This window comes from Salinibacter sp. 10B, from assembly GCF_002954405.1.
Lineage (GTDB): Bacteria > Bacteroidota > Rhodothermia > Rhodothermales > Salinibacteraceae > Salinibacter.
The window spans coordinates 3,784,698-3,797,507 of sequence record NZ_MQWC01000004.1 but is presented as its reverse complement, the minus strand read 5'-3'; the positions used below and the strand labels follow the sequence as shown (position 1 = coordinate 3,797,507).

The window sequence follows — 12,810 nt, the reverse complement described above, 5'->3', positions numbered from 1 at the left end:
CTGTCGCCCCTTCCCCCTCACTGTGTCTGAATACCGCGGCCGTGCGTTTTTCCCCAGAAGAGTCACAATCCAATACAAAAAACCCCTCGCAGTCGTTGTTGACTCCGAGGGGCAACTCCTCTTCTCGAACATGTGTTGCTCCAGTCAGGCAGAAGCAACGTCGCTTGTTCCCACGTCCATAGCCCGGACGTAATACTCTCCCGTTCCGAAAGCCATCACCAACAGCAATCCTCCCATGATCGAGAGGTTCTTGAGGAACATGATCATTTGCGTCTGCTGACCAAAGTCGGTGTGGAAGATCAGAGTGGCCGGAATGAGAAAGAGAACGAGCGCGGTGGCTCCGACCCGAGCCCACAGGCCCAGAATAATCGACAGGCCGCCCAGCACTTCTACGACGATTGCCCCAACGAGGAGCACCGCCGTCGCTGGAATGCCGTGCGAGGCCATATACTGCTGAGTTCCCGCAAATCCGGTGATCTTCGTAATTCCGGACATCACGAAAATAAGTCCCAGCAAGAGGCGGGCAACGAGAGGAACGTAGGAACGCATAAACTCTGGTGGGTTGAGAACCTGTTTGGCGAAACGTATGCGGACTGCTACTTCGTGGATCTCGTGCAAAATGGCTTCTGCATTCGCTCGGTAGCAGCGCTACAGGGACTCATTTGAGCACCATTTTGCAGCTTCGACCACTGTGTCCCGGCTTTCCATCCGCTCGGAAAACAGGTTCTGATGGATAAGATAAACGGGGAAGCCCGTTCAGGGCGCACTATCCAAGCTTGTAGAACTTCTCGTTTGTGATTTTGCCGTCCTCGTTCCAGGTGCGAACCGACACCTGCTCTTGCTGAACGCGTCCCACTCCTTCCAGCGTCATGTCGTTATACCACTCCGAGAGGGTGACGTTATTCTCCTCATCCACAGCTCGGGAGCGGATCTCGGCGTCGTGAAATGCTTCGAGGGACTCGACGAACTGCTCTTCGTACTCCCGATTCGCATCAAAGCCGTCGCGCGTCTTTCCGTCTTCTTCCATCACGATGTCGTCGGCGTAAAACTCGTCGAACGCCTCCAGAATCTTCCCCTGGAGAATCATCTGGTTCAGTTCTTGGTCGCGGGCATTCAGGTCACTCATGGTGTATCTTGGGGCTTAGTGAATGAAGGGCAGAAAATGCGTCTGACTGTGTTCGATTCTTTTGACGAATGGCCCTAAGACTTGTTGCCACATTGTGTGTTAGAACATACGTCTTTACAAGAAAGTGGAATTTCCCTCTGCCGAGTCGGTCCTTTTCTCCGCTCTTCGTGGGGACGCGTCAGTCCGAAGAGGGGGGGTATTCATCGTAGATGCCCTCACAGATCCGAGATAGACGCCGAAGATCGCGGTCGGAGACGCGCTCGTCAAACCAGTCTTGCACCTCCCGAATTTTGGGATCCAACTGATCCAGAAGATCGAGTCCCTTTTGCGTGATGGTGTGAATGATCATCCGCCGGTCTTCCGCACTGCGCGAGCGCTCAACGAGCCCTCGCTCCACTAACTTATCAATAAGTCGTGTGACGTCCGGGGACGGATCAAGCATCCGATCAATGATGTCACATCGGGGATGGCCGTCCGGGTGCACCCCGCGGAGGATGCGTAGCACGTTGTGGTGACTGAACTGCAGATCGTGCTCTTTACAGGCGGCCTCCACCCGCCGTCGAAGTGTGGCAGAGGCAACAAAGAGATTCAACATTGCCTCTTGGGCCGGATCCTCAAACGGGACCGTTTGCTTTATGCGTTCGCGAAGGGACTGTCCCATGTTTACCTGCTTATTCTACGACGATAATCTTTCTGTTGCAACATATACTTGCGACCATCCGTTCCCGTGCCTTCTCCCGTCGGGAACCTGTCCTTCCCTCCCGGAATGAGACATTCTCCTCCCTCATTCACGACGTCCCCCCTTCAATGTCTAGCCTCGGGTCTGCACGACTGGTTTACGGCCCCATGCTGGGGAGCCTGTTCCTCTTTCTCGTCTCTTCCCTTCTGAGTCTGGGACTCCCGTCCTCCCTCCCGGCCTCTCCCGAGACGCACACATTGCTCTCTTCGAATGCACTGCGGGCGCCCGCGTTCTCCGATACACTCCACACGGTGAGTCGTCACGTCTTCCGGCATACCAACCGCATTCGACGTGAACGGTCCCTCCCAACACTGCGATATGACTCAACCCTCGCAAGGGTGGCCTGTGCCCACAACGCCGATATGATGAGGCGAGACTTCTTCCGTCATGTCAATCCGGATGGGGAGAATCCACACGACCGGGTGAGCCGCATTCACCGTCGCCTCTACGGCCAAATCGGCGAAAACCTGTTCGGGCAATCTCCCGTCCGAAAAGAGGGAAAAGCACTGGCCGCTCAGATGATGGAGCACTGGATGAACAGTCCTCCCCATCGACAAAACATTATCCGTCCCCAGTTCACCCATCTGGGCGTGTGCGTCCTGCAACAAACTGACACCCTGCGAGCCACCCAGGTGTTCGCCGACGTGTCGGTTTACCTTTCCTCGCCCTTGCCTCGTCGGGTGTCCGCAGGCGACGTGATCTCCGTCTCTATCGGACCGACCTTTCCCTCGGATGCCCTCCCCGTCCGGTACGACTTCTGGAGTACGGAGGGCAACCGCCGAATATCAACGCCCTACGTGTTTACCGATGCCCTCCGCTTCCCGGACACCACGGGCACCGTCTGGTCTCGCTTCTACGTCCTCGAAATGGGGCGCTACAGCGTCCAGCGTGGTCCCGAGGTGATGATCACGTCTCCATAGCATCGAGCCCGTCTTCTCGTCGCGATTTTCGTGAATACATCTCTATCGGCCGGGCCACCAGCCCATGGGACTCTGTTTTGCGCCGAAGGATGATCTGGCAACTGTAACCTTTTTTTATTCTGGGCCGTCGTTCCCCCGATTCCTCCCGGGATTCCTTTGTGCCTATCAACGACGGCCCCCTTGCCCATGTCGCGCTATTCCCCCGCCTTCCTCTTCGCTAGCCTTTCCCTTCTCTCCGTCTTGCTGGTAGGCTGTGGCAGCGAAGCCAAATCGACCCCGGACGAGGATGCGCCGCCGGCCCTCCCCGTTGACGTAGCCCTCGTGGAACGGGGACGCGCCACAGCCCAACTCAGCAGCACCGCCGCCCTGGAGGCAGAAGACGAGGCCACCGTCGTGGCCCGCACGGACGGCGTCGTTGAGCAGATTCTGGTTGAAGAGGGACAGTACGTAGAAGCCGGACACCCCCTCGCCCGACTCGACGATGAGCGACTGGCCCTCGAGGTACAGCGCGCCGAAGCCACCCTTCAGCGCCTGAAGCGAACCTTCGAGCGCACACAAACGATGTACGACAAGCAGTTTGTAAGCCGCGAGACCTTTGACCAGGCGCGGTCGGACTATGAGACGCAGACGGTGGCGACGGATCTTGCCCGCTTGGAGCTAGCCTACACGACAATCCGTGCCCCGATTTCTGGGTGGGTGTCGGCCCGCCATGTCAAAAGCGGCAACATGGTGCGGACCCACGATCCGGTCTTTGACATCACAAATCTCGATCCGTTGCGGGCCGAGCTCCATGTCCCGGAGCGCGAACTCGCAAAGCTGAAGGAAGACCAACCGGCGACCCTCACGTTCGACGCCTTGCCCGACCGGTCCTTCCCCGGTCGGGTCGCACTCATCAGCCCCGTCGTAGACCCAGAAACCGGCACCTTCAAGGTCACGGTGGAGGTGCGCGACCGCACCCGCACCATCAAACCCGGCATGTTCGCTCGCGTCCAGATTCAATACGACGAGCACGTCGATGCCCTGCTGGTGCCCAAAACCGCTATCGTCGAGGAAGACGACGCCGTAAACGTCTTCGTGGTAAAAGATTCAGTTGCTCGCCAGCGGGCCGTCACAACGGGGTACAGCAACGGCAATCGCATCGAGATTACCGATGGGCTGGCAGACGGAGAACAGGTCGTCGTCAGCGGCCAGACCGCCCTCCGCGACTCCGCAACGGTCCAAATCATCCAGTAGCATTCCCCTGGATCAGGAAACGAGCAGACTGTTTGCTCTCCCACGCCCCCGCTCCCCCACCCCCAACGAAATGTCCCTCGTCGCCCTCGCCACCCGTCGCCGCGTGACCATCGCTATGGCTACCATCGCGGTGCTGCTCTTCGGTACGGTGGCCCTTTCCCGCCTGAACGTCAATCTGCTGCCCGACCTTGCACATCCGGCACTCACGATCCGCACGGAGTTGGAAGGCGCCGCTCCTGCCGAGATCGAGAACCTCATCACGAAGCCGGTGGAGGAGGCGCTCGGCGTCGTCAAGAACGTGGAAGAGATTCGGTCGGTCTCACGAACCGGGCAATCGGACGTGATTCTAGAATTCGGCTGGGGCACGAACATGGACTACGCGAGCCTGGACGTGCGGGAGAAACTGGATGCTCTCGACCTGCCTCTGGAGGCGCGCCGCCCCTCTATTCTGCGGTTCGACCCGTCGCTCGACCCCATCATGCGGTTCGGCCTCTCCCAAAAGCCGACTTCGTCGTCAACCCTGATGGCCGATGCTTCGGGAACGACGATCGAGCAGTCGGAACCAACGCTCGATGAGCACGGGCTCAAGGAGCTCCGCCGCTACTCGGACGAGGAGATCAAGCGCGTGCTGGAGTCCTCGGCGGGCGTGGCGGCCGTGAAGGTGAGCGGCGGGCTGGAGGACGAAGTGCAGATCAACGTCGACCCGGCCAAGCTCTCGCAGTTCGGCCTGTCAATCGACCACGTGGCCCAGACTCTCGAATCAGAGAACGTGAACCTGTCTGGTGGGCGGCTGGAGGAAGGCACGCAGCAGTACCTCGTCCGCACCCTCAACCAGTTCCAGTCCGTCGACGCGTTTAAGTCGGTCATTCTCTCCAGCAGCGGCCCCACGCCCATCTACCTCCGCGACGTAGCAGACGTCCGGCTCGGCTATCGCGAGCGGGAAACCATCACCCGCATCGACGGGCGCGAGGCGGTGGAAATTGCGATCTACAAGGAGGGCGACGCCAATACGGTCGCCGTGGCCGACGCCGTGTCTCAACGTCTGGACCGTGTCCGCGAGACCATGCCCAAAGATCTTGAACTGACGAAGGTCTACGACCAGTCCGTCTTCATCGCGAGCGCGATCGATGAGGTGGTGAGTGCCGGCCTTATCGGGGGGATTCTGGCGATTCTCGTGCTCTATCTCTTCTTGCGTGACGTAAAGACGACGCTCATCATCGGTCTCACAATTCCGATTTCAGTCATTGCCACTTTCAATCTGATGTACGGTGCGAACCTGTCGCTCAACATCATGTCGCTCGGCGGGCTGGCCCTCGGAATCGGACTGCTGGTGGACAATGCGATCGTGGTACTGGAAAACATCGCCCGGCACCGCGAGATGGGCAAATCGGCCCGCGCGGCCGCCACGGCCGGGGCCGGCGAAGTGGGCATGGCAATCATGGCGTCCACCCTCACGACCATAGCCGTGTTCGGCCCGCTCGTCTTCGTGGAGGGAATAGCCGGACAGCTCTTCCGCGACCAAGCCCTCACCGTCACGTTCTCGCTGCTGGCCTCCCTGGTGGCCGCACTTACGCTCATCCCCATGCTGGCGTCGTTCGAGGGCCGCTCGTCGTCCACGTCTGCGCCTTCCATTCCGTGGCCGACGCGGCCGTCATTAAAGCGGCTCCGTGCAAAAATGCGCCGGTCGGGGTGGGCACAAACCATCGGGCACGCGCTCGGCTTCGGCCTCGCGTACATTCCCTGGATACTCGGTACCCTCCTCACCGCCTTGGTGTGGAGCCTCGGCTGGATTGGGCTCCTCCTCTACCGGCAGGTGCTCACCCGAGTCGCAGGGTGGTTCTTTGCTCCCTTCCAGTGGGTGTTCACGCACGGCTACGATGCAATCGCTACACGCTACCCGACGCTCCTACGGGCCGCGCTGGCCCGGCCGGCCCTCGTGCTCGTCACCGCCTTCGGCCTGCTAGCGGGCTCTCTTCTGCTCGTGCCGCAGCTCGGCGTGGAGCTCATTCCACAGATGGCCCAGAACGAATTCGACCTGGAGATGCGACTCCCGCCCGGCACGCCCCTCGACCGGTCCGATGCCACCCTCGCCCGACTACAGTCGTCCCTCCGCGACCATTCGGCCGTGACCACCACCTTCGCGGTGGCAGGCACCGGCACACGAATGGACGCCAATCCGGATCAGGGCGGCGAAAACTGGGGCGAGATGCACGTCGAGCTCGACGCGGCGGCCGGCCGTGAGGGCGAGGCGAGCGCGATCTCATCGCTCCGGGCGGTGCTCAACCGTATTCCCGGCGCAGAGTACGAACTCAGCCGCCCGTCCCTTTTCTCCTTCGATACCCCCATCGAGGTGGAGGTGGCGGGGTACGACCTCAACAAACTGAAGGCGACGGCGGCCAACGTGGCTGAGCAATTGTCGGCGTCCGACCGCTTTGCCGACGTGACGTCGACGATGGAGCAGGGACACCCGGAGGTTCGGATCCACTTCGATCGCGAGCGAGCCGCCGCACTCGGCCTCGCGGTGCACGACATTGCCGACCGTGTGGTGCAACAGGTCCGAGGGAACGTAGCCACCCGATACTCGTGGCGCGATCGGAAAATCGACGTCCGGGTGCGCGCTCAGGCGGAAGACCGGGCCACCGTGAACGAACTCCGGCACCTTATTGTGAATACAGATCCGGGTCGTCCCATCCCCCTCTACGCCGTGGCCGACATCCGAGTCGACGTCGGCCCCAGTGAGATTCGCCGATCGGCCCAGCAGCGCGTCGCGCTCGTAACGGCCAATTTGCAACGTGGGGATCTTGGGGCGGCGATCGATGAAATTGACACGGTTCTGGCAGGACTGTCCGTGCCGACGGGCCTCTCCGTTCACGTTGCGGGGCAGAGTGAGGAGATGGCCGCAAGCTTCCGGTCCTTGCTTTTTGCTCTCGCGCTGGCCCTCTTCCTCGTCTATCTCGTGATGGCCTCGCAGTTTGAATCACTGCTGCACCCGTTCGTCATCTTCTTCTCGATCCCCCTCGCGGCCGTGGGCGCGCTCTGGGCACTCTGGCTGACCGGAACCACCCTCAGCGTCGTCGTCTTCATCGGCTTCATCCTGCTGGCGGGCATCGTGGTCAACAACGCCATTGTCCTCATCGACCTCGTCAACCAGCTGCGGGCGGACGGCATGGAGCTAGTGGAGGCGCTGGTCGAAGGCGGCCGCCTCCGCCTGCGCCCCATCCTGATGACAACGCTTACCACGACACTGGGCCTCATCCCGCTGGCGCTCGGGTTTGGGGAAGGCGCCGAACTGCGGGCTCCCATGGCGGTCCCCGTAATCGGCGGGCTGGTCGTCTCCACGCTCCTCACGCTGGTCGTGATTCCTGTGCTTTACAAGGTGCTGACCCCTCCCGGCCGAACCAAAATTCAAACGTGATCGGCGATTTCCATTGTTATCGGTCGACACGCTAGCGGCGTGCCTCTACGACCACTGGTGGAATCGCCTACGTCCGGAAAGAATCTCCTCCGTTCCTAGATCACGCCCATACCCACACACGCCCACACTCACGCCTTTTCCTACACCCGGCTCCGTCTCCTGTATGGCAGGATCGTCAGGCCAACCCTAACGACCGATGAATCTCCCCCGTCTCGCCCTTCGCCGCCCCGTCACCACGATGATGGTCTTTCTGTGCCTCGTCGTGATTGGCGGCCTCTCCACGCGCCTCATCCCGCTGGAGCTCTTCCCGGCGTTTGACGTGCCGGTGCTCTGGGTCAACATTCCGTACCCCGGCTCTACCCCCGAGGAAGTGGAGCGCCAAATCACGCGGCCCGCGGAGGAGGCCCTGGCCACGCTCACGGACGTGAAACGGATGTCCTCCACCTCTAGCCCCAACCAGGCCAGCCTGCAACTGGAGTTTGCCTTCGGCACCGACACGAACCTGAAGGCCATCGAGGTGCGCGAAAAGCTCGACGGCGTGCGCGACCAGTTCCCCCGCGACGTCCAGCGCATCTTCGTGGGCCAGTTTTCGACGAGCGACATGCCCATTCTCCAGGTCCGCATTTCGTCGGACCGGGATCTGTCCGGCGCCTACGAACTGTTAAACCGGAAAATCAAGCGTCGACTGGAGCGAATCGAGGGGATTTCGAAGGTCGACCTCTACGGTGTGGCCCCGCGCGAGGTGCGCATTGATCTACTGTCGGACCGCGTGGCTGCCCACCGCGTCAACCTGGTCGAACTCATGACGATGCTGCGAGAAAGCGGCTCGTCCGTCACGGCCGGGCGGGTGACGGACGGCGGACGGCGCTACACGGTACGGCCCGCCACCGAGCTTACGACACTAGACGAAATCCGAAATCTCGTGGTCACAAACAGCGGCGTGCGGCTGAAGGACGTGGCCACTGTGGCGCTGGAAACGCCCGAACTGGACCACGGACGCCACCTGGACCGCTCCTATGCCGTGGGGCTGAACGTGTCGAAGGAGGCAGGAGCAAACACCGTGGCCGTAGGCCGGGCCGTGGAGGCCTCAATCCAACAGTTGCGGGACGATCCCGAAATGAAGGGCATCAGCGTCTACGTAATGGACAACAGCGCGGACGGCATCACCTCGTCGCTTTACGATCTCGTGATGGCAGGGCTGCTCGGCGGCGTCTTTGCCATCATGGTACTCTACCTCTTCCTCCGCCGCCTCTCCACCACAATGATCGTGGCGCTCGCCGTCCCCATCTCCCTCCTCGTCACCGTGGGCGCGCTCTACTTCATGGGCTTCACGCTGAACGTCCTCAGTCTGATGGGCCTCATGCTGGCAGTAGGCATGCTAGTGGACAACGCCGTCGTGGTCACCGAAAACATCCACCGACATCAGCGCCTCACGCCGGAGGATCACGTGGGCGCGACGCTGCGGGGCGTGAAGGAGGTGGCCATGGCCGTAACGGCCGGAACGCTCACGACCGCCATTGTCTTCGCTCCGATGATCGTGAGCCAGACCGATCAGGTGGCGCTCTTCCTAAAGCACGTCTCCGTTTCCATCTGTGTGGCGCTGGGCGTGTCGCTCTTGATCTCGCTGACGGTGGTGCCGCTGCTCACGGCTCGCCTGCATCCCCCCGACGAAAAGGACGAGGAGGCCCAATGGTTGCAGGGACTCACGGCCTGGTACGGCGCACTGCTCGACCGACTGCTCCGTCGCCGCGGCGTGGCCGGGCTCCTCATTCTCCTCCTCCTGCTGAGCGTGGCCATCCCCGGGATGTTCGTGACCCAGGACTTCTTCCCCAACGACAACACCGAGCGCGAAATCCGGCTCTTCTACCACGTGACCGACACGTATACGGTGGAGCGCGTGGAGGACGCCGTCGATCGAGTGGAAGAATACCTGTTTACGAACCGGGACACCCTCGAAATTGCGTCCGTCTACAGCTACTACCGCGCCGACCACGCCCAGTCCACAATCCTCCTCACCGAGACCGGCCGGCGAACGGTAGATGAAATTCAGGAGCAGGTCCGCACCGAGCTGCCGAAGCTTGCGATCGCCCAGCCGTCGTTTACCTGGGAAAACGACAATTCGGGCGCGTCCATCCGCCTCACGCTCCGCGGTCCCTCTAGCGACGTGCTCGCAGATCTGGCCGACGAGGTGGCCCGGCAGATTTCCACAGTGGACGGTCTTCAGGACGTGCGCTCGGAGGCGCGGCAGGGCGAAAAGGAAGTGCGCGTGAGGGTCGACCAACAGCGAGCGCACCGGCACGGCTTGTCAAGCGACGCAGTGGGACAAACGGTGGCCGTCGCCCTGCGTGGGCAGCCGCTCCGCCGCTTCCGCACCCCGACCGGAGAGGTGGAGATGCGCCTCCGCTTCCAGGACGCCGACCGACAAACGATGGAGCAACTGCACACCCTTTCGCTGCAAGGCCCAGAAAACAGGCCGCTTCCCCTTGGGGCCGTGGCCGACCTGGAAGTCCACCGAGGCCCTCGGTCGATCCAGCGGGAAAACCGCGCCACCACCGTCGGCGTGACGGCAGGACTCGACGGCCTGACACGGGACGAAGCGCAGGGGCGCCTCTCTGCCGTGCTTGGCAACCTGGAGCTGCCCACCGGCTACTCGTGGGGATTCGGCGAGCGCACACAACGGGAAGAGGAGCAACAGGCCACCATGATGATGAACCTGCTTCTGGCCCTGGCGCTCATTTACCTCGTCATGGCCTCGCTCTTCGAGTCTCTCATCCACCCTGCCGCCATCTGGACCTCCATTCTGTTCGCCATCGTAGGCGTCTTCTGGTTCTTCCTGGCAACGAACACCGCCCTTTCTATCATGGCGTGGATCGGCGTGCTCATCCTCATCGGCATTGTCGTGAACAACGCCATCGTGCTCATCGACCATATCAACACGCTCCGCCGGGCGGGGCAGCAGCGGCACGCCGCGATCGTGCAGGCGGCACAGGAGCGCATGCGCCCCATCCTGATGACGGCCGCAACGACCATCCTCGGCCTCATTCCGCTGTGCCTGGGCACGACGCAGGTGGGCGGCGACGGTCCGGCCTACTTCCCGATGGCCCGGGCAATCGTCGGAGGACTGGCCTTCTCGACTGTCATCACGCTCGTCATCCTTCCTGCCGTCTACCTCTTCTTCGACGACCTGCGCACGTGGGGACGTGAGATGTCCCGATCGGTGGTGAACAGCTGATGCGTGAGGGGATTGCCTGACGAGATCTGACAATCACGGATCACGCTTCATTTACCACGTGTCACGCCTTACGCAATCAACACGTCCTCCCATCCGTCCTCGTCGGGGGCTTCCTCGGGCGTAATGTCGGTGTCGCCCGGACTCACGTCCAGGGTCTGCGTCTCCTTGACGTTGTTGTCCTCATCAACGAGAACGACGCGCGGATGATGCCCTTGCGCCTCATTCGGGGTAAGGTCGGCGTAGGCAATAACGATGACCTGGTCTCCCGGAGCGGCAAGACGGGCTGCGGGCCCATTGAGACAAACAGTGCGCTCGCCGGGATCGCCCGGGATGGTGTACGTTTCAAGCCGCTCCCCATTGTTGACATTTACGACCTGCACCTTTTCGTAGGGCAAGATGCCGGCTGTGTCGAGCAGCTCCTCGTCGATCGTAATCGACCCTTCGTAGTAGAGATCGGCCTGTGTGACGCGAAGCCGGTGGAGCTTCGACTTGAACATCGTAATGGTCATGCGAACACCAGAATGTCGGATTTGACAATCGTCGGCGAACAGCTCTTTAGAATGCCTCTGCGAAGCTACCTCGAACTTAGCCCCCTACCAAAACCGGTGATGCCGATTCAAATGATCACCATCCGTCGCTCCAATCTTGAAATCATGAGGCGACTCCACTGAGGTACTCTTAGGCGGACGGCACCTCCACGAACGCATTGTCGATGAGGCGCGTCTCGCCAAAATAGACGGCCACGGCGGCAAGAACGTCTTGCCCCGGCGCGAGGTGCTCGACGGGCTGAAGCGTGTGGGCATCCACGACCTCCGCGTACTCGACCTCCCCGTCGGGGGCCGTTACGAGGATATTATCCATCGCTCGAACAACCGCTTGGGCGTCCTGTTCCCCCCCCTGAATCGCCTCTTCGGCCGCCGACACGGCGTCGTACAAGACCGTCGCCTGCTCCCGTTCCGTCTCGCTCAGATAGGCGTTTCGAGACGACTGGGCGAGCCCATCGGCCTCCCGCACCGTGGGTACACCCACGATGTCGATATCGAGAAGCAGGTCCTCCACCAGATGCTTGAGGATAACGTATTGCTGCGCGTCCTTCTTGCCGAAGACGCCGATGTCCGGCTTGCAGGCGTGAAAGAGCTTCGTAACGACCGTAGTCACGCCCCGGAAGTGTCCCTCGCGATATGCCCCGCACAGGTGCTGATCCAGGTGCTCCACCTCCACCCACGACAACGGCCCCGCCAGCGCCTCGTCGTCCGCATAGGGATACATCTCCGCCACTGAGGGAGCGAAAAGCACATCCACCCCCAATGCCTCCAGTTTGTCCCGATCCCCCTCCAAATCCCGAGGATACTCGTCGTAGTCTTCGTCTGGCCCAAACTGAGTCGGATTCACGAACACCGAGACGGTCACGTGGTCGGCCTCCTTCAGGGCCCGGCGGACAAGCGCCAGGTGCCCTTCGTGCAGGGCCCCGAGCGTGGGAACGAGCGCAAGGGTCTGCCCCTTCGATCGCGCCACATCCGCGTGGTCCTGCATGCCGTCGACCGTACGAATAAGGTCCATGAGTGTAAAAGCGAGGGATGAGAAAACGTGGAGCGAGGGATGTCAAAATTTCTGCCGGTCGAAACTACGAGTCCAGCACCCTGAGGGTTCGAGTGCCCCTTCAGACTGAAAATGGGTATTGATCCCGCAACTGCGTACGATCGTATCTGTTACACGAACCTGGACTCTGAAGTACGCTTCCGGACTCAGGCCGACGAAATCGCTCGATCAACGAGGTGTAAAGCCCCCGGCACCTGTGGTGGAAAACCGCGCCTTCATTGACGCCCCCATGCCCGCGGCAATCGCTTCTGGGCTCCGGAGGTGAGGCGTTAACGTGCTTACGGTGGTGAAGGCCGAAATGCTCGGCGTCAGCGATGAGGAGCATTTCGCATTTCTCAAGCCGAGGACCGAACCATCGGGACGTACGACGATGACTTCCTCCGCCTAGCGAACAACACGTCCGATTCTTCCGGAATTGTCTACGCCAAACAGAGTAATGATATCGGATCCGTGGTCCGAGGCCTTGCTCTGATTGAACGCACGTTGAGTCCCGAGGAAATACAAGGCCCCATCGAATTTCTCTGACGGAGACTGGAGCCTCCTCTC

General features: G+C 61.3%; 9 protein-coding genes. 4 read left to right on the top strand and 5 right to left on the bottom strand.

From position 1 onward, the window contains the following. Positions 1 to 144 precede the first annotated feature (144 nt). The 3 genes from BSZ35_RS15405 to BSZ35_RS15395 all read right to left on the bottom strand — a co-directional run bounded on the left by BSZ35_RS15405 (position 145) and on the right by BSZ35_RS15395 (position 1,787). Positions 145 to 549 (bottom strand): DoxX family protein, encoded by a 405-nt coding sequence (locus BSZ35_RS15405; RefSeq protein WP_105013274.1) that lies wholly within the window; start codon positions 547 to 549, stop codon positions 145 to 147. Between the two features lie 217 nt (positions 550 to 766). Then, complete coding sequence (locus tag BSZ35_RS15400) at positions 767 to 1,126, bottom strand: nuclear transport factor 2 family protein (RefSeq protein ID WP_105013273.1); 360 nt, start codon at positions 1,124 to 1,126, stop codon at positions 767 to 769. 178 nt (positions 1,127 to 1,304) lie between these two features. Then, on the bottom strand, positions 1,305 to 1,787 hold the full coding sequence (locus BSZ35_RS15395; RefSeq protein ID WP_258096739.1) for a MarR family transcriptional regulator: 483 nt from the start codon (positions 1,785 to 1,787) through the stop codon (positions 1,305 to 1,307). Positions 1,788 to 1,933: 146 nt separating this feature from the next. Here BSZ35_RS15395 and BSZ35_RS15390 point away from each other — a divergent pair, with 146 nt between their 5' ends. From BSZ35_RS15390 to BSZ35_RS15375, 4 genes are all read left to right on the top strand, one after another. After that, positions 1,934 to 2,785: a CAP domain-containing protein gene (locus BSZ35_RS15390; protein ID WP_105013272.1), complete on the top strand. Its 852-nt coding sequence runs from the start codon at positions 1,934 to 1,936 to the stop codon at positions 2,783 to 2,785. A 186-nt stretch (positions 2,786 to 2,971) separates the two neighbouring features. Next, a complete protein-coding gene (locus BSZ35_RS15385; protein WP_105013271.1) occupies positions 2,972 to 4,018 on the top strand; it encodes an efflux RND transporter periplasmic adaptor subunit in 1,047 nt (348 codons plus the stop codon). A 70-nt stretch (positions 4,019 to 4,088) separates the two neighbouring features. Beyond that, the gene (locus tag BSZ35_RS15380; protein WP_105013270.1) at positions 4,089 to 7,433 is read left to right on the top strand and encodes an efflux RND transporter permease subunit; all 3,345 of its coding nucleotides are present in this window, start codon (positions 4,089 to 4,091) and stop codon (positions 7,431 to 7,433) included. Positions 7,434 to 7,629: 196 nt separating this feature from the next. After that, positions 7,630 to 10,665 carry an efflux RND transporter permease subunit gene (locus BSZ35_RS15375; protein WP_105013269.1) on the top strand — a complete coding sequence of 1,012 codons (3,036 nt, stop codon included), beginning with the start codon at positions 7,630 to 7,632 and terminating at the stop codon, positions 10,663 to 10,665. A gap of 68 nt (positions 10,666 to 10,733) precedes the next feature. Here BSZ35_RS15375 and panD read toward each other — a convergent pair whose 3' ends face one another. Together panD and panC are read right to left on the bottom strand one after the other, a co-directional pair. After that, entirely contained in the window at positions 10,734 to 11,174 is a 441-nt protein-coding gene (gene panD, locus BSZ35_RS15370; RefSeq protein ID WP_105013268.1) for an aspartate 1-decarboxylase, read from the bottom strand. 169 nt (positions 11,175 to 11,343) lie between these two features. Continuing rightward, on the bottom strand, positions 11,344 to 12,225 hold the full coding sequence (panC, locus tag BSZ35_RS15365) for a pantoate--beta-alanine ligase (protein ID WP_105013267.1): 882 nt from the start codon (positions 12,223 to 12,225) through the stop codon (positions 11,344 to 11,346). Between the last annotated feature and the right edge of the window lie 585 nt (positions 12,226 to 12,810).

Bases quoted from the DNA above. Each gene is read 5' to 3' on its own strand.
- BSZ35_RS15405 (WP_105013274.1), bottom strand. From the start codon at position 549: ATGCGTTCCTACGTTCCTCTCGTTGCCCGCCTCTTGCTGGGACTTATT.
- BSZ35_RS15400 (WP_105013273.1), bottom strand. From the start codon at position 1,126: ATGAGTGACCTGAATGCCCGCGACCAAGAACTGAACCAGATGATTCTC.
- BSZ35_RS15395 (WP_258096739.1), bottom strand. From the start codon at position 1,787: ATGGGACAGTCCCTTCGCGAACGCATAAAGCAAACGGTCCCGTTTGAG.
- BSZ35_RS15390 (WP_105013272.1), top strand. From the start codon at position 1,934: ATGTCTAGCCTCGGGTCTGCACGACTGGTTTACGGCCCCATGCTGGGG.
- BSZ35_RS15385 (WP_105013271.1), top strand. From the start codon at position 2,972: ATGTCGCGCTATTCCCCCGCCTTCCTCTTCGCTAGCCTTTCCCTTCTC.
- BSZ35_RS15380 (WP_105013270.1), top strand. From the start codon at position 4,089: ATGTCCCTCGTCGCCCTCGCCACCCGTCGCCGCGTGACCATCGCTATG.
- BSZ35_RS15375 (WP_105013269.1), top strand. From the start codon at position 7,630: ATGAATCTCCCCCGTCTCGCCCTTCGCCGCCCCGTCACCACGATGATG.
- panD (WP_105013268.1), bottom strand. From the start codon at position 11,174: ATGACCATTACGATGTTCAAGTCGAAGCTCCACCGGCTTCGCGTCACA.
- panC (WP_105013267.1), bottom strand. From the start codon at position 12,225: ATGGACCTTATTCGTACGGTCGACGGCATGCAGGACCACGCGGATGTG.